Origin of the sequence: Soonwooa sp. (assembly GCF_032062245.1) — a bacterium.
In the GTDB taxonomy this organism is placed as follows: Bacteria; Bacteroidota; Bacteroidia; order Flavobacteriales; family Weeksellaceae; genus Soonwooa.
The window spans coordinates 1-15,626 of record NZ_DAMBQF010000041.1 but is presented as its reverse complement, the minus strand read 5'-3'; the positions used below and the strand labels follow the sequence as shown (position 1 = coordinate 15,626).

Genomic DNA, 15,626 nt, shown 5'->3' with positions numbered 1-15,626 from the left:
ACCTATAGGAAATAGGTAGTAGAATAACACGTAGCAGGTTTTAGTAATCGTATTGTGGTTATTAGCTTTAAGCAGTAAGCAGTAAGCTTTAAGCAATAAGCTAAAATTCCAGCTTCTCTTATAGTTTTTTTCTAAACACCAAACACTAAACACTAAAACCTGAAACCTGAATCCTAAGATCTCAACTCAATATTAATAACTCCTAACTAAAAAAACTAGTCCCGATTGAACGGCATGTGTGACTTCGTCGAACCACTTCGTTAGGTTTGAAGCTCTTTTTATAAGCTGCTGCAATAGCTCGGCATAAAAAAACGAGTAGTGAAAGCAGGAAAGAGCTACTAAGAATAATTGAAAATAGGTTTCAAGTAAGCTTTTATATTTTTTTATTTCTTTGAATTTATGTGAGTTTAGTGATTATTTAATAAAATATTTAAGAAAAATTTAGCAGTATATAAAGTTGAGTTTCGTTTCTTTTCGTTACATTTGATAAACATAAATTATTTATACCTATGAAAAAAACACTTAAAATGGCAGCTATGGCTTTGATGGTTTCAATGACTGCTGTTTCTTGTAAGAAAAAAGTATCTGATGCGGATTTGACAAGTAAGGCTACAACTGTAGTTGCAACTTATCCAGGAACTACTGTTGAAGTTAAGGACGGACAAGCACATCTAAGTGGTGTATTTGCTACACAAGCTGATAAAGATGCTGCAATTGCTGCTTTGAAAGCTGTAGAAGGTGTTAAAGATGTGCACGATATGGCTACTGTAGCGCCTGCTACGCCAGCTGTGGAAGTTAACGTTGTTGATGCTGCAGTTTTGCAAAAAGTTAGTGATGCAATTAAAGATATCAAAGGTGTTAAAGCTGAGGATGTTGCTGGTGTTCTTACACTAACAGGGACTGCTTCTTCTGCTGATGCTAGAAAAGTAAAAGAGTCTGTTGATGCTTTGAAAATTGGAAAATACGATAACAAAATTGTAGTTAAATAAGAAGTTATGAGTTTACAAGATAAATATGCAGGTGTAGTATCTGCAGCACAAGGAGCGGGACTTTCTGACCTTAATATTCAAGAGCAAGATGGTATTTTGTACATCACAGGTGGTGCTAGTAATAGTGCAGCTAAAGATGCAATTTGGAATGCTTTAGGCGCTGTTGATCCTAACTACACTGCGACTGATATAAATATTGATGTTCAAGTTAGTGGTTTGGCAGTTGGTGCGGCTTTAACGGTTGCAACAGATGAGTCTAACCTTAATATCCGTCAAGAGCCTTCTACTGATGCTAGCATCCTAGGAAAAGCAGCTAAAGGTTCTACAGTAACTTTGATTGAGCAATCTTCTGACGATTGGTGGAAAGTAAAAACTGTTGATGGTGTGGAAGGTTATGCTTATGCTAGATATTTAAAAGCTTAAGATTTAATCTTACATAAAAAAAAACCTCCAATTTTTTTGGAGGTTTTTTTTATTTTTGAAGTTTTTTAAGAATGTTCTCGATGATAATATTTTCAATATCGTCAGGATAATTGACTGTAAAGTGTTTATCCTCTTCAACCCAAGCTTGTAGAAGTTGTAGCGATAACTTGTCAGAACTTTCGATGCCTAGTTTGTTAAGAGAACTAGCATTGTAAGCTTGTTCATACTGATTATGAATTGGGATTACAAAGAGTTTTTTATGAAGGTATAAAGATTCGGCTGGCGTTTCGAAACCTGCGTTACAAAGTACACCTCTACAATTTGCAAAAGCATTGATAAATTTTTTTTGATCAATCGGATAGAATTCTACATTATTCTTTCGATACGCATCTTTTGACTTTTTTGAAAACACTTTCCAGTTGACATCTATTTTTGATAAAGTTTCAAAAATGGCTTCGTCCGAATAACTTGGTAAATAAACCAAATAAAATCCTTCATCTTTTGCATCAAGCGACCTAATTTCTTTTCGGATTACTGGCGTTTTTACATTGGGATGGAAAGCTTCGAAATGAAATCCAATTTTCTCCTTACAAGGTGCATAATATTTTAGAATTTGCTCGCCTAACCAACTTTTGTGACTTGGTTTCGGAACGCCCTGAAAAGACAATGCCGCTTGATGACTTAACGCAATTATTGGATGATGTTTTAGTTTCGCAGCCCAAGCAGTTATTGGTTCAAAGTCGTTGATAATCAGGTCGTAATTGTCTAGATTAAAGTTTTTTATTAGCTTAACGGCTCTGCAATAATTGTTTTTAAATAAGGTCTGATTGTAAGATAAACCGCCATGGTTATCATAGAGTAAAGAAATACCTTTGAAATGATAATCGATATCGATTTTTGGTTTTAATTGGCTTTGATGACCACTGATTAACACGTCAACCCAAGCATATTTTTTCAAAATTGGGACAATCTCTTGTGCTCTTGCAATATGTCCGTTTCCTGTGCCTTGCAATGCGTAAAGGAGTTTCATATTGCAATATTTTTTAATTGAATAATATCTGCAATTTGCAAATCAACAAGTTCTTCGTCCTCGCTTGTAGAATTTGCATTTAGTTCTTCTTTAATATCATCAAAATAGACGATTTTCCATTCACCTTTTTCATACTCGAGAGCGCTAAGATTTTCGATCCAGTCACCAGAATTAAGATAAGTGCAACGCCCTTTTTTAGTAACAACTTCTCGCATTTGAGGTTGATGGATATGTCCGCAAATAACGTAATCGTATTCGTTTTCGATGGCCAATTCTGAGGCAGTTAATTCAAAATCTCCAATAAATTTGACCGCTTTTTTAACGTTGTTTTTTATCTTTTTTGAAAATGAATACTTTTCGCGTCCCATTTTTACTAAAATCCAATTGACAACATTATTAATCTGTATTAAAAGATCATACCCCTTGCCCCCAAGTTTCGCAATCCATTTAGAATGTTGAACCGACGCATCAAATACATCACCATGGAAAATCCATGTTTTTTTGTTGTCAATGTCCATTGTTAACTTATTACAAAGTTTTAAATTTCCTAATTCTAAATCTGCGAACTTCCTGAAATTTTCGTCATGATTTCCTGTAATATAATAGACTTTTGTCCCTTTTGTTGCAAAGTTGATAAGCTTTTTAACAACTTTCAGATGCGACTTCGGGAAGTAACTTTTTTTGAACTGCCAAACATCAATAATGTCACCATTTAATATTAAAATTTTTGGCTTAATAGATTGAAGATAGGCGTGCAACTCTTTGGCTTTGCAACCATAAGTACCGAGATGGATATCGGAGATTACGACAATTTCTGGATTTCTTGTCATAGCAATAGATTTTTACAAAAAACGCATTTTAGTTTTACGTGGAAGTAAACCGATTGTTATTTATTTGGGAAGATTATATTGCTTCAAGGTTAACAAGCTGCTGATTATCGGATATTATTCGATTCAAAATTTTATATTTGCAAGATTAGAATATATTATGAAAGGACAGAACAAACTTTTTATAGCCATTATCGTTGCTTTAATCATCGGTGTGGTCATCGGTGGGATTGTTAATAAGTATGAAAGAGGGACTAATATCCGTATTAATACTGAAGTTGTTGATGCTAAACATCCGCAACAAGACGAGGTGAAATTTAAGACTAGCGATGGTAAAAGTTTCAGTCAAAAAATTATAATTGCAGAGAATGATCATAAAAAAGATTCTCTTACCAAAGTTTTTCAAGGACAAGATCTTCTAGTTATTGTTCAAGGTGCTAAAACTACTTTTGAACCGACTGTTCTTAAAGGAAAAGATGTTCAAATAGAAAAGGTTGAAAAATCAAATGCAGGTCGTGTAACCGCGCTAGATGACATTGCTTCCTTTTCTGAAATGATAAAACTACTAGGAACAATTTTCATCCGACTTGTACAAATGATTATTGCACCATTGGTTTTCACCACTTTAGTTGTTGGTATTGCTAAAATGAGTGATATTGCAATGATTGGACGTGTCGGTACAAAAGCCATGTTGTGGTTTATTAGTGCATCGTTGGTTTCTTTATTAATTGGTTTGATTTTAGTCAATTGGATGGAACCTGGTAAAGTGATGCAACTTGAAAAACCTGCTGCCGAAGCTGCTGGCGAACTAATGAAAAGCGCACACAATGGACTTTCTTTAGAACAATTTGTGAATCACGTTGTCCCAAAAAGTTTATTCGAAGCATTTGCAACCAATGAAGTTTTACAGATTGTAGTGTTCTCAGTAATGTTTGGGATTGCTTTATCAGCAATGGGTGAAGAATATACCAAACCAATTGTAAAAGCTTTAGATATCTGTGCTCACGCCATTTTGAAAATGGTTGGTTACATTATGTGGGTTGCACCTTTAGGCGTTTTGGGAGCGATTGCAGCTGTTGTTGCAACCAATGGTTTCGAAATATTTTGGGTATATGCCATCTATCTTCGTGACTTCTTCTTTGCACTTGCTGTATTGTGGTTAGTTTTACTTTTAGTAGGTTATCTAATTTTAGGAAACAGATTATTTAATTTAATCAAAAGAATAAAAGAGCCTTTATTAATTGCTTTTTCAACAACAAGTTCAGAAGCGGTTTTCCCAAAGTTGGTGGAAGAATTAGAAAGATTCGGTTGTAATAAAAGAATTGTATCATTTATTTTACCACTAGGATATTCATTTAATCTAGATGGAAGTATGATGTACATGACATTTGCTTCGATTTTTATCGCACAGATTTATGGTATCGATATGAGCATTGGTCAACAAGTAATTATGCTTTTGGTGTTAATGTTGACCAGTAAAGGGATTGCGGGTGTACCAAGAGCAAGTTTAGTAATTATCGTGGCAACTTGTTCTATGTTTGGTATTCCGCCTGAAGGTATTGCTTTGATATTGCCAATCGACCATTTCTGCGATATGGGAAGAAGTATGACCAATGTTTTAGGAAATGCTCTAGCGACTTCAGCTGTTAGTAAATGGGAAGGACAACTAGAAGGTGCTGCCCAAGAAAGTTAATTTCTATTATAAGAATAGTTAGCAAACATTATATCAATACGGAAATTGTTTTAATTTCCGTATTTTTGTATTTATAATAGAGAACAAAATTTTATGTTGACGAAAGAAAGAGTTCAAAGCTTTTTAAAAGAGATAGAAGTAGACGATTTAGTTACCAATCTTCATGTTATGGGTAACGACGTATATATCGATATGGTAGCGCATTCTCCTGCAATGCACGAAAAGAAAAAACTAGAAGTTGCTATGAAGCAAGCTTTTGCTTCGGAGTTTGGTGAAGAAACACAACTTAAACTTAAAATCACCTCTCCAGAATTACCAGCTCAACCTGAGATTAAGGGTAAAGAAATTAAAGGAATTAAAAACATTATCGCTGTAGCTTCTGGTAAAGGCGGCGTGGGTAAATCTACAGTTTCTGCTAATTTGGCGGTAACTTTGGCGAGAATGGGTTTCAAAGTTGGGATTTTGGATGCTGACATCTATGGTCCATCTGTTCCGACAATGTTTGATACTGAAGGTCAAAAACCAATTTCTGTAGAAGTTGATGGTAAAAACCTAATGCAGCCAATCGAAAATTACGGTGTTAAAATGCTTTCGATTGGATACTTCTCAGGTGCTAACCAAGCAGTTGTTTGGAGAGGTCCAATGGCGAGTAAAGCGCTTAACCAAATGTTGCGTGACGCTAATTGGGGCGAGTTAGATTTCTTGTTAATCGATCTTCCTCCAGGTACAGGAGATATTCATTTATCGATTATTCAAGAAGTTCCGGTTACAGGAGCAGTTATCGTGAGTACACCACAACATATCGCACTTGCTGATGTTAGAAAAGGTATCGCGATGTTCAATATGGAAAGTATTAATATTCCAGTTCTTGGACTTATCGAAAATATGGCGTACTTTACACCAGAAGAATTACCAGATAACAAATATTATATCTTTGGTAATCAAGGTGCACAATATATGGCGGAAGATTTAGGAATTCCTGTTTTAGGAGAAATTCCTTTAATCCAAAGCATTAGAGAAGCGGGAGATGTTGGTCGTCCAGCAGCTTTGCAAGAAGATTCTAAAATTGCTGCAATCTATACAGAAACAGCACAGAAGATGATAGAAAGCCTTGTTGAAAGAAATAAAAATCTGCCAGCAACAGAAGCCGTAAAAATCACGACAATGGCGGGATGCTCGCCGAAGAAAAAATAATGAGTATGGAAAACACAAATCTAACACACGAAGAATTGGTAACCAAGGTGATGGAAGCTTTAGAAAGTATTCGTCCATTCCTTAACAAAGATGGTGGCGATATCGAACTCGTGGATGTTAAAGAAAATAAAGCTTTTGTAAAACTTTTGGGGACTTGTTCTAACTGTCACATTAGCCATTCTACAATGAAATTGGGTGTTGAGAATACGATTAAGCAACACGCTCCAGAGATTTTGGAAGTCATCAATATCGACGACATGTAGTTTAACGATATTTGATTAATATAACAACCGCCCGATAACTTTGTTATCGGGCGGTTTATTTTTTATTCTACAATCTCAGCGTCAACGATGTGACCTTGTGGGCTTTTATCTTTCTGTTGAAACTCCCATATCAAGTATTTGTCAACTTCTTTCAAAAGCATCGGGATTGCGAAAGCCAAAATGGCTAAATCATCCAGAGCCCCAACAAAAGGTACAAAATCTGGGATAATATCAATAGGAGATATAACATAGACCAAAGCCAAAGCAGGGAACAAAATATCAGTGATTTTCATACTATATTTTCCGCTACGCCAAGCTTTTATCATACGATAGACTGCTGGTATTTTTTGCAAAAAGCCTTTGTGTTTCAGGGCTTCTTGCGCAAGTTTCAATTTAGAATATTTCATTGGTGTTTTAATAAAATTTTTTCATCATCCAATTTGCAAATAGCATTCCAATGCTATCTTAACAAATTATAAATTATTTACTTACGCTATCAATAAAGGCTTGACTGTCTGCTGAGTTCCAGTCCAATGTACTGTCTTCCTTCTTCAAAATCTGAAGATTTCTGCCAATAACATAAGTTGTTGGGAAAACATCAGGCAGCATTTTCGGCGTCAATGGACTTTGCGCAATATAGACAGGCGCTGTATATTTATTCTCTTCCAAAAATTTTTTGACAGCCTCTTCCTTATCTTGCATTGCGATTAAAACAAATTTAACTTTCTGGTTTTTTGACTTATACAAAGCTTCGATTGTCGGCCATTCAGTACGACAAGGCGCACACCAAGTTCCCCAGAAATTAAGGAAAACAATCTGACCTTTGTAGTCGCTCAACTTTGCATCCGGAACATTCATCCCTTTCAGATCAACATCAAAATCCTCATCCGCAAAGCTACTTTCTGCCACTACTTTATCAACAGTTGCGGTCATCCCAAATTGATCGCTAACAAATTCTCGCAAAGGTTTTACCAATGCAAAAACCAAAACCACAACAAGTAGAATAACATAGACAAGATTCTTTTTCAAAAAAGTCATATCAAAAATTATTTGGGCGTGCCCCAATTTTCCTTCAGCATTTTCAGCCACTAAATTGGGTCGGTCTACGTGCAGTCGCTTTTATTATTTCACGCAATTTCGCGAGGCTTCATTGCTGTTCAATAATAAAGAGCTCCGACAATGCACTTCGCCCTCACGCAGATTTCATTTAATTATAAAAATTTAGATCAGTTGAAGCAATTCCTCAACAGTATCTTTTCCTCTATTTTTAGCATAATAAGTTTGCAACTCCACATAGAAGTCATCTTTCGACATCGTTTCAGGATTAGCTTTATACTTTTCCAAAAGCTCTTTTCCATGTTTTGGTCTTGGTCCCCAATGGTTGATGTAGTTAAGATTTTCGTCCAAGAAAATAACAATCGGAATAGACTTTCCGCCATCCGTCAAAAACGAATCTATCAAAGAAGGTTCTTGATCACGGTACGTAATTCTCACATCAAATTGCTCAAAAAACTTCACTACAACAGGAATAACTTGACTAGCATCGCCACACCAAGCTTCCGAAATTATCAAGATTTTCCCACGGAAGCTTTTCTTTGCCAAAGTAGCAACATCTTCTTCACTTGGTAGATATTTTTCGAACATTCTGTTCATACGTTGGATCCCCAAACGATAATATTCTCCAAATTCTGCTTCTTGCTCACTTTTTGGATTGCCCAATCTTTCGCCAGCTTCTCTTAGATATTCGTTATAGTCAACCGCGTTGTCCCAGTATTTTTTGATTTCCATTTCTTTTTTCTTTCTTACAAATTTCCAGTTTATTAATCTATTTCAATGTAACAAAAATCACATTTTAAGAATTAAATTCTACGTATTTTGTTAATCATGTACATGTCTGCCAATACAAAAGCAGCGAGACTTTCAACAATTGGTACGGCGCGTGGAAGTACGCAAGGATCGTGACGACCTTTGCCTTCTACGACTACGATTTCGCCATCTTTGTTAATGCTTTCTTGGGGACGAATAAGCGTCGCAATTGGTTTAAAAGCCACGCGAAAATAGATATCCATTCCGTTAGAAATACCGCCTTGGATGCCGCCAGAAAGATTTGACTTTGTTGTCCCATCCGCATTGAAAAGATCATTATGCTCTTTCCCTGTCATTTTTGCACCACAAAATCCACTTCCATATTCAAAACCTTTGCAAGCGTTAATGTTTAACATCGCTTTTCCAAGTTCTGCATGTAACTTATTGAAAATTGGTTCGCCCCAACCAGCAGGCACGTTTTTAATAACACAAGTTATCGTACCACCAATCGTGTTACCTTCTTTTTTAACCTCTTTAATGCGTTCGATCATTTTTTCGGCAGTCTCTGCATCTGGACAACGCACAATGTTACTTTCCGTTTTAGAAAAGTCTAAAGCTTGGTAAGGTTTTTCACAAAAGATATCACCAACCGACGAGACGTAAGCATTGATTTCCACGTTAGAAATTAATTGTTTTGCAAGACTTCCCGCAACCACCCAATTAAGTGTTTCGCGTGCAGATGATTTTCCACCGCCGCGATGATCACGAATGCCATATTTTTGGTCGTAAGTATAATCGGCGTGACTCGGACGATAAGCGCCCGAAATATGATCGTAATCTTTAGAACGTTGGTTTTCGTTTTCAACAATAAAACCAATGGGCGTTCCCGTTGATTTTCCGTCAAAAATCCCTGATAAAAAACGAACGGTGTCGCTTTCTTTTCTTTGCGTAACAATCGCCGATTGTCCCGGTTTTCTACGATCCAAATCTTTCTGAACTTCGTCTAGATTTAGTTCTAAGCCTGCCGGAAAATTGGTGATTACACCGCCATAAGCTTCACCATGGCTTTCACCAAAAGACGATAGCGTCAAAAAGTTTCCTAATACATTGAACATAATACAAATTTATGGAATTTTCTATGATTTTGAGCTATATAGACTGTTGATGTATTTTAGTTTTAAGTTTTTGTAAAATGTTATTTGTTAGCCAAAATTCACCATACGAAAACCCAAACTCACCATTCATACATTTAGGCTTTTAGTGAATTTGTAATACTTATACTTTTGAAAGAAAAATATTATGAGAAAGCAAATTAAAATTTTAGTATTACTAGTTTTTGGTACTAGTATTTTTTCTTGTCGTGGTGATAATGGTATCGACGGGAAAGATGGGAAAGATGGTGCAAATGGACAACCTGGAGCTAACGGGAATGCCAATGTTATAATTTCTGCTTGGAAGTCCTCAACCAATATAAAAGATACAATTATTGATTTAAGTAATATGAAAGTTGCTACTGTTACTGCACCCGAATTGAAACCAGAGATGGTAGGAAATGCTGCAATTTTTGTTTATTTAAATTATGGTAAAGGAACCTTTCCTTTACCTCGTGTTTCTAATGCAGGAGGTCGCGTTAGTACAATTAATTTTTTTCCTCAAAAGTTTAAAATAAGACCGACTATATTTACCCATGATAATAGCAACGCACTTAGTTTTTCATCAATTTTAGAGTTTAGATACATAATTATTCCCGCTAGTACTGGAAATAAAAATGCTAATCAAGTTGATTACAATAATTATGAGAGTGTGAAGAAGTTTTATAATTTAAAAGATTAAATAATTGAAGTTCGGGTTTATTGATTAAGTTTGCGGTATGATGCAAACAGTCAATAAATCCGTTCTTATTCTTGGAGCCAATTCAGATGTTGCAAAACAAGCGATGAAACTTTATTTGCAAAAAGGTTTTGAGGTGATGGCGGCTTCTCGGGATTTGACTTCTATTGAGCAATTTAGTGTTGAAAATAATTTAGATTCGTCAAAAGTTAAACTTCTGTATTTCGATGCTGCCGACTTTTCTTCCCATCAAAATTTTTATAATCGCCTGCCGACAAAACCGAATATTGTCGTTTATGCAGCTGGTTTTCTAGTTCAAAATGAAAAAGCATTTCAAGATTTTGATGCTACTTTTCAAATGATGAAAGTCAACTATGCTGGTGCAGTTTCCATTTTAAATATCATTGCTTTTGATTATTCAAATAAAAGTTTGGAACGAATAATCGGTTTGTCGTCACTTTCCGGTGTTCGTGGTCGTAAATCCAATTTCGTGTATGGAAGTACAAAGTCGGCTTTTACCCAATATTTAGCAGGACTTCGTCAAGAATTAGCACATCGAAATATTAAAGTGAATGCACTGGTTATCGGTTACATCAATACGAAAATCAACGAAGGTTTAGAGTTGAATAAAAACTTAATTATGGAACCTGAGTATGTCGCAAAACATATTGTAGAAGCAGGAAATACATTCAACATCGTTCCCAATTGGAAATGGAAACTTATTTATAGCATTCTAAAAGTCCTTCCAGAAGGACTTGTTTCAAAACTCCCGTAGTTTTATAGCACGCAATTTGCAAGTTTCTTCGTATGGACAGAGGAACTTTCATAAAAACCACGGCTCTAGGAATTGGAGCTTTGTTCTTTTTAGGAACTCAAAATATTTTAGCTAACTCATTTTCAAGCATCGAAACTACCGAAGAAAACCGTCCAATTATTATCATTGGTTCGGGGTATGGTGGCGCCGTTGCAGCTTTGCGTTTATGCGAAGCAGGAAAGAAAGTATGTATGCTGGAAATGGGTTTGAATTGGGAAAAATCTGGAATTCCTTTTTCTAAAATGCAAAAACCTGGTAAAAGTGCAGCGTGGTTAAAAAAGCAATCTATTGCGCCTTTTTTCAATTTATTTTCGCTAGAACCATTTACGGGAGCTTTGGATCGATTGGATTTTAAAGATATTAAAATTTGGGTTGGACGTGGTGTCGGTGGCGGTTCTTTGGTGAACGGTGGAATGGCGGTTCTTCCGAAACGAGATTATTTTGAAGAAGTTTTTCCCAATTTGGATAGTCAATTATTTTTTGATAAATATTTCCCGAAAGCACAACAAGAATTGAAAGTAAATGTTGCACGTGAAGAATTTCTTAATGATTGTAAGTTCTATAAATTCAATAAAGTTGGTGAAGCAGAAGCTCACAAAGCAGGTTTCAAAACCATTCGGGTTCCTAATGTATATGATTTTAACTACATGGAAAAAGAATATCGAAATGAAGTTCCAAGCTCTGCATTGGATGGGGAAGTGATTTACGGGAATAATCACGGGAAAAATTCTTTGGATAAAACCTATCTGAAAAAGGCTTTGGCAACTGGAAATTTAGAAATTTTGGACTTACATGCTGTTCAAAATATTAAAAAGGAAAACGAAGGTTATCGTTTAGAAATTCATCAAATTGATACTTCTGGACAAGTCGTTGCTAAAAAATTGATGAATTGTCAGCAACTTATTTTAGCCGCTGGAACGATGGGGACATTAGAATTGCTTTTAAAATCTCATGCGGAAAACGGGCTGCAACTTAATGAAGAGATCGGAAAACATTGGGGAAACAACGGAAATTTTATGACAGGACGAAACTGGGTGAAAGCCTTTTCAGGAGGTTTGGGATTTCAACATTCGACGATTCCCGTTGGTGGAATTGATAATTGGGATGATCCTAAACATACTTTTTTCGCTGAACTGGCGCCACTTCCGATGGGAATGAATGTTGCGACCGCTTTGTATTTGATGATTAACAAAGTTGATCAGCCTGGAAGTGTAAGTTTTGATGCTTCAACGAAAAAACTCGTTTTAGATTGGTCAAGAAAAAACACCTCTAAAATGGAAGAAAATGCTAAATTTTTCCTTCGTAAAATGAATAAGATAAATGGCGGAACTCGAAGTCACATGCTTTTTCATAACGGTTTAGGTTACGATGTTTGTTATCATCCTTTAGGTGGCGCCGTTTTAGGTAAAGCAACCACGGAATTCGGACAATTAAAAAATCATAAAAATCTTTTTGTTTTGGATGGTTCGTTAATTCCAGCAAGTATTGGTGTTAATCCGTTTCTTACAATCACAGCCTTAGTGGAATATTGCATGGAAAAATTGTTGGAGCAAAAGGCTTTTGGGTAAGAAAAAGCGAGGCTCAAAAAACCTCGCTCTAATTTATCATTATTTTTGAATTGAAACTAGGCTTTCAAATCCAATTTTAATTCTAATTCGTCTAATTGAGCTTCTGCAACTGGCGCAGGAGCGTCAATCATCACGTCGCGGCCAGAATTGTTTTTCGGAAATGCGATATAATCTCTAATCACTTCGTTTCCGTCCAAAATAGCAACCAATCTATCAAATCCGAATGCTAAACCTCCGTGTGGCGGCGCTCCGTATTTGAAAGCGTTCATCAAGAACCCAAATTGAGCTTCCGCTTCTTCTTTTGTGAAACCTAATAAATCAAACATTTTAGATTGCAATTCTTTATCGAAAATTCGGATAGAACCACCACCAATTTCGTTTCCGTTTAATACTAAATCGTAAGCGTTAGCTCTTGCTTTTCCAGGATCGGTTTCTAGTAAACTAAAATCTTCGGTCTTCGGAGATGTGAATGGATGGTGCATTGCGTGGTATCTTCCCGTTTCTTCGTCCCATTCCAAAAGTGGGAAATCGATTACCCAAAGTGGTGCAAATTCATCGCCTTTTCTTAATCCTAAACGATTTCCGAGTTCCATTCTCAATGCAGAAAGTTGTGCTCTTACTTTGTTTTCAGAACCTGAAAGAATTAACATCAAATCTCCAGCTTTAGCTCCAAATTCCTCCGCGATTTTCTTTAAATCTTCTTCGTTATAGAATTTGTTTACGGATGAAGTAATCGTTCCGTCCATTTGATATTTCACCCAAACCATTCCTAAAGCGCCAATTTGCGGGCGTTTTACCCAATCTGTAAGCTCGTCGATTTGTTTTCTTGTATATTCCGCTGCACCTTCAACATTAATTCCGACAACCAATTCGGCATCATCAAAGATTTTGAAATCTTTTCCTTTTGTTAAATCATTTAATTCGTGAAACTCCATCCCGAAACGAATATCTGGTTTGTCGTTTCCGTATTTTTTCATCGCATCTGCAAACGTCATTCTTGGAAAATCTTCGAAATCTTTTCCTGTAATATCTTTCAATAATGTTTTGGTCATGCCTTCGAAAACATTCATAATGTCTTCTTGCTCTACAAACGCCATTTCGCAGTCGATTTGTGTAAATTCTGGCTGTCTGTCGGCTCTTAAATCCTCATCACGGAAACATTTCACAATTTGGAAATATTTGTCCATTCCACCAACCATCAACAATTGTTTGAACGTTTGAGGCGACTGCGGAAGCGCATAAAACTGTCCAGGATTCATTCTACTTGGAACCACGAAATCTCTTGCGCCTTCTGGTGTAGATTTAATTAAAACAGGTGTTTCAACTTCGATAAAACCTTCATCAGAAAGATAATTTCTTACTTTTTGTGCCATTTTGTGACGGAAAATCAATTTGTCCTTCACTGGATTTCTACGGATGTCCAAATAGCGGTATTTCATTCTCAATTCTTCGCCGCCATCGGTTTCGTCTTCGATGGTGAATGGTGGCAAATGAGATTCATTTAAAATCGTTAATTTTTCAACCAAAATTTCAATATCACCCGTTGGGATTTTTGGATTTTTAGAAGCTCTTTCGATAACTTTTCCTTGAACTTGAATCACAAATTCTCGACCTAATTTCTTCGCTTCTTCCATCAATGCCGCTGTTGAACGCTCTTGGTCGAAAACCAATTGTGTAATTCCGTAACGATCTCGCAAATCGATCCAAATCATAAAACCTTTGTCACGAATGGTTTGTACCCATCCTGAAAGTGTAACTTCTTCATTTAGATTTTTTAGCGTCAATTCGCCATTGGTGTGTGTACGGAACATTTTTTATTTAGATGTTAGATATTAGACTTTAGATATTAGACCGTAAGCAGTCTAAAAACTCGTTCGCAAATATAATGAAAATGAAAGAAAAAGCCTTTTGATTTTTTGGTCAAAGGCTTGAGGTTAAGAAAATATTTTAGTCTTTATATTCTAGGATGTCGCCAGGTTGGCAATCCAAAGCTTTGCAAATAGCTTCTAAAGTTGAAAATTTGATGGCTTTTGCTTTTCCTGTTTTTAAAATAGATAGGTTTGCTTGTGTAATACCAATTTTTTCTGCCAATTCTTGAGATTGCATTTTGCGCTTGGCAAGCATTACGTCTACGTTTATGATTATTGGCATAATTTAAATTGTTAAATTGGTTTCGTTTTGAAGTTCTAATCCTTTTTTGAAGAAAGCAACGACGAAGAATAACGTGATTCCGAAAAAGATAAACATAATAAAGGTTAAAAAAGTTGCGCCAGAACTCGAATGATTGTAGAAAAATTGAAATAACCCAATGCTTCCAAATATTAAATTTAAAACGCTAAAGCTTTTCAACCACTTGATTGCTTGGTTGTTGAATATTTGGTCTTGCGACATTTCTTTGAAACATTTGTAAGCGAAAAAGAAAAATAATGTAAGGAATGATATCCCAAAAATGTTATAAAGAATTTGGCTAAAAGAATAGATGCCCGTTACTAATTGGATATCTGTAAAAGGATAATTAATCCTAAATTTCAGGTCGTGTTGCATCGGAAGTGTCCATTGATTTTTTGTCCAACCAACATCATTAGCAAGAATAAATGTGTTAGAAAATATTTTGCTATCTGTATTATATTTATAAGCTAGAAATAAATGTCCGATAATTTCATACACCAAATGGAATAATGTTACCGCAAATAAAAAGCATAACAAATAAGCGATGTAAGTTGAAACTGAATTTTTACCAATGATTTTCATATTACAATATTTTATTATTTCAATATTATAAAAAATTATCGTAATACGATAAAATTATTTTAAATTTTCTCCAAAAGTTAATAATGTTCCGTTGGGATCAATGATGGAGAATTCTTTTTGATTCCAAGCTTTTGTTTCTAATGCGCCTTTGGGATGGATTTTGACATTGTTTTGAATTAAATTTTCGTAGAATCTCTTGATGTCTGAAACTCTAATGTATAACATGAAATCTGATTTTTCTTTTTCTAAACTTTGATAATTAAAAAAGTGAATTTCTAAATTGTCTTTTTCTAAAATCATATAATCGCCATAATCGGAAATTAAATTGAAATCTAATTGCTTAAGATAAAATGCTAATGTTTTTTCTTTTTTTATAAACGGTATGTAAGTCTCCCCAAACGTTGGACAGAATTATACCCTCATTTTGTATTGTAAAAC

The 15,626-nt window shown here is 35.4% G+C and carries 18 protein-coding genes; 8 read left to right on the top strand and 10 right to left on the bottom strand.

Annotated features, from left to right (window positions below; translation table 11 throughout):
- The first annotated feature begins 509 nt into the window (after positions 1–509).
- Complete coding sequence (locus RT037_RS13200; protein WP_313032160.1) at positions 510–989, top strand: BON domain-containing protein; 480 nt, start codon at positions 510–512, stop codon at positions 987–989.
- Positions 990–995: 6 nt separating this feature from the next.
- Positions 996–1,412 carry an SH3 domain-containing protein gene (locus tag RT037_RS13195; protein WP_313032159.1) on the top strand — a complete coding sequence of 139 codons (417 nt, stop codon included), beginning with the start codon at positions 996–998 and terminating at the stop codon, positions 1,410–1,412.
- A gap of 49 nt (positions 1,413–1,461) precedes the next feature.
- Here the strand turns inward: RT037_RS13195 and RT037_RS13190 are convergent, their stop codons facing one another.
- The gene (locus RT037_RS13190) at positions 1,462–2,442 is read right to left on the bottom strand and encodes a glycosyltransferase family protein (RefSeq protein WP_313032156.1); all 981 of its coding nucleotides are present in this window, start codon (positions 2,440–2,442) and stop codon (positions 1,462–1,464) included.
- The gene (locus RT037_RS13185) at positions 2,439–3,272 is read right to left on the bottom strand and encodes a UDP-2,3-diacylglucosamine diphosphatase (protein WP_313032154.1); all 834 of its coding nucleotides are present in this window, start codon (positions 3,270–3,272) and stop codon (positions 2,439–2,441) included. Before RT037_RS13185 ends, RT037_RS13190 begins: the two co-directional genes overlap by 4 nt.
- 157 nt (positions 3,273–3,429) lie before the next feature.
- Here RT037_RS13185 and RT037_RS13180 point away from each other — a divergent pair, with 157 nt between their 5' ends.
- The 3 genes from RT037_RS13180 (at position 3,430) to RT037_RS13170 (ending at position 6,419) form a co-directional block, all read left to right on the top strand.
- Positions 3,430–4,962 (top strand): dicarboxylate/amino acid:cation symporter, encoded by a 1,533-nt coding sequence (locus tag RT037_RS13180; RefSeq protein ID WP_313032152.1) that lies wholly within the window; start codon positions 3,430–3,432, stop codon positions 4,960–4,962.
- A gap of 93 nt (positions 4,963–5,055) precedes the next feature.
- Positions 5,056–6,156, top strand: a complete 1,101-nt coding sequence (locus tag RT037_RS13175) for an Mrp/NBP35 family ATP-binding protein (protein ID WP_313032150.1) — start codon at positions 5,056–5,058, stop codon at positions 6,154–6,156.
- Positions 6,157–6,161: 5 nt separating this feature from the next.
- Positions 6,162–6,419, top strand: coding sequence for a NifU family protein (locus tag RT037_RS13170; RefSeq protein WP_313032149.1), 258 nt, complete (start codon positions 6,162–6,164; stop codon positions 6,417–6,419).
- Positions 6,420–6,481: 62 nt separating this feature from the next.
- On the opposite strand, the gene RT037_RS13165 is transcribed toward RT037_RS13170, so the two are convergent.
- The 4 genes from RT037_RS13165 to aroC form a co-directional block, all read right to left on the bottom strand.
- On the bottom strand, positions 6,482–6,826 hold the full coding sequence (locus RT037_RS13165; RefSeq protein WP_313032148.1) for a DUF1232 domain-containing protein: 345 nt from the start codon (positions 6,824–6,826) through the stop codon (positions 6,482–6,484).
- A gap of 73 nt (positions 6,827–6,899) precedes the next feature.
- Positions 6,900–7,457 (bottom strand): TlpA disulfide reductase family protein, encoded by a 558-nt coding sequence (locus RT037_RS13160; protein ID WP_313032146.1) that lies wholly within the window; start codon positions 7,455–7,457, stop codon positions 6,900–6,902.
- A gap of 183 nt (positions 7,458–7,640) precedes the next feature.
- On the bottom strand, positions 7,641–8,207 hold the full coding sequence (locus RT037_RS13155; RefSeq protein WP_312322281.1) for a thioredoxin family protein: 567 nt from the start codon (positions 8,205–8,207) through the stop codon (positions 7,641–7,643).
- 71 nt (positions 8,208–8,278) lie between these two features.
- Positions 8,279–9,340: a chorismate synthase gene (gene aroC, locus RT037_RS13150; protein WP_313032145.1), complete on the bottom strand. Its 1,062-nt coding sequence runs from the start codon at positions 9,338–9,340 to the stop codon at positions 8,279–8,281.
- Positions 9,341–9,524: 184 nt separating this feature from the next.
- Here aroC and RT037_RS13145 point away from each other — a divergent pair, with 184 nt between their 5' ends.
- From RT037_RS13145 to RT037_RS13135, 3 genes are read left to right on the top strand one after another with little or no spacing between them, the layout of a single operon-like run.
- Positions 9,525–10,058: a hypothetical protein gene (locus tag RT037_RS13145; protein WP_313032141.1), complete on the top strand. Its 534-nt coding sequence runs from the start codon at positions 9,525–9,527 to the stop codon at positions 10,056–10,058.
- Positions 10,059–10,095: 37 nt separating this feature from the next.
- Positions 10,096–10,830: an SDR family NAD(P)-dependent oxidoreductase gene (locus RT037_RS13140; protein WP_313032137.1), complete on the top strand. Its 735-nt coding sequence runs from the start codon at positions 10,096–10,098 to the stop codon at positions 10,828–10,830.
- Between the two features lie 32 nt (positions 10,831–10,862).
- On the top strand, positions 10,863–12,437 hold the full coding sequence (locus tag RT037_RS13135; protein WP_313032135.1) for a GMC family oxidoreductase N-terminal domain-containing protein: 1,575 nt from the start codon (positions 10,863–10,865) through the stop codon (positions 12,435–12,437).
- A 56-nt stretch (positions 12,438–12,493) separates the two neighbouring features.
- Here the strand turns inward: RT037_RS13135 and aspS are convergent, their stop codons facing one another.
- From aspS to RT037_RS13115, 4 genes are all read right to left on the bottom strand, one after another.
- Complete coding sequence (gene aspS / locus RT037_RS13130) at positions 12,494–14,248, bottom strand: aspartate--tRNA ligase (RefSeq protein WP_312322286.1); 1,755 nt, start codon at positions 14,246–14,248, stop codon at positions 12,494–12,496.
- Between the two features lie 136 nt (positions 14,249–14,384).
- Positions 14,385–14,588 (bottom strand): helix-turn-helix transcriptional regulator, encoded by a 204-nt coding sequence (locus RT037_RS13125; protein ID WP_312322287.1) that lies wholly within the window; start codon positions 14,586–14,588, stop codon positions 14,385–14,387.
- A gap of 3 nt (positions 14,589–14,591) precedes the next feature.
- The gene (locus RT037_RS13120) at positions 14,592–15,188 is read right to left on the bottom strand and encodes a DUF2975 domain-containing protein (protein WP_312322288.1); all 597 of its coding nucleotides are present in this window, start codon (positions 15,186–15,188) and stop codon (positions 14,592–14,594) included.
- Between the two features lie 54 nt (positions 15,189–15,242).
- Positions 15,243–15,563: a VOC family protein gene (locus RT037_RS13115; protein WP_313032161.1), complete on the bottom strand. Its 321-nt coding sequence runs from the start codon at positions 15,561–15,563 to the stop codon at positions 15,243–15,245.
- Positions 15,564–15,626: the final 63 nt, after the last annotated feature.

Excerpts from the sequence above, each read along its gene's own strand:
- RT037_RS13170 (WP_313032149.1), top strand. The coding sequence starts at position 6,162 with ATGGAAAACACAAATCTAACACACGAAGAATTGGTAACCAAGGTGATG.
- RT037_RS13140 (WP_313032137.1), top strand. The coding sequence starts at position 10,096 with ATGATGCAAACAGTCAATAAATCCGTTCTTATTCTTGGAGCCAATTCA.
- RT037_RS13160 (WP_313032146.1), bottom strand. The coding sequence starts at position 7,457 with ATGACTTTTTTGAAAAAGAATCTTGTCTATGTTATTCTACTTGTTGTG.
- RT037_RS13175 (WP_313032150.1), top strand. The coding sequence starts at position 5,056 with ATGTTGACGAAAGAAAGAGTTCAAAGCTTTTTAAAAGAGATAGAAGTA.
- RT037_RS13155 (WP_312322281.1), bottom strand. The coding sequence starts at position 8,207 with ATGGAAATCAAAAAATACTGGGACAACGCGGTTGACTATAACGAATAT.
- RT037_RS13165 (WP_313032148.1), bottom strand. The coding sequence starts at position 6,826 with ATGAAATATTCTAAATTGAAACTTGCGCAAGAAGCCCTGAAACACAAA.
- RT037_RS13135 (WP_313032135.1), top strand. The coding sequence starts at position 10,863 with ATGGACAGAGGAACTTTCATAAAAACCACGGCTCTAGGAATTGGAGCT.
- RT037_RS13125 (WP_312322287.1), bottom strand. The coding sequence starts at position 14,588 with ATGCCAATAATCATAAACGTAGACGTAATGCTTGCCAAGCGCAAAATG.
- RT037_RS13120 (WP_312322288.1), bottom strand. The coding sequence starts at position 15,188 with ATGAAAATCATTGGTAAAAATTCAGTTTCAACTTACATCGCTTATTTG.
- RT037_RS13190 (WP_313032156.1), bottom strand. The coding sequence starts at position 2,442 with ATGAAACTCCTTTACGCATTGCAAGGCACAGGAAACGGACATATTGCA.
- RT037_RS13200 (WP_313032160.1), top strand. The coding sequence starts at position 510 with ATGAAAAAAACACTTAAAATGGCAGCTATGGCTTTGATGGTTTCAATG.
- RT037_RS13145 (WP_313032141.1), top strand. The coding sequence starts at position 9,525 with ATGAGAAAGCAAATTAAAATTTTAGTATTACTAGTTTTTGGTACTAGT.
- RT037_RS13180 (WP_313032152.1), top strand. The coding sequence starts at position 3,430 with ATGAAAGGACAGAACAAACTTTTTATAGCCATTATCGTTGCTTTAATC.
- aspS (WP_312322286.1), bottom strand. The coding sequence starts at position 14,248 with ATGTTCCGTACACACACCAATGGCGAATTGACGCTAAAAAATCTAAAT.
- aroC (WP_313032145.1), bottom strand. The coding sequence starts at position 9,340 with ATGTTCAATGTATTAGGAAACTTTTTGACGCTATCGTCTTTTGGTGAA.
- RT037_RS13195 (WP_313032159.1), top strand. The coding sequence starts at position 996 with ATGAGTTTACAAGATAAATATGCAGGTGTAGTATCTGCAGCACAAGGA.
- RT037_RS13185 (WP_313032154.1), bottom strand. The coding sequence starts at position 3,272 with ATGACAAGAAATCCAGAAATTGTCGTAATCTCCGATATCCATCTCGGT.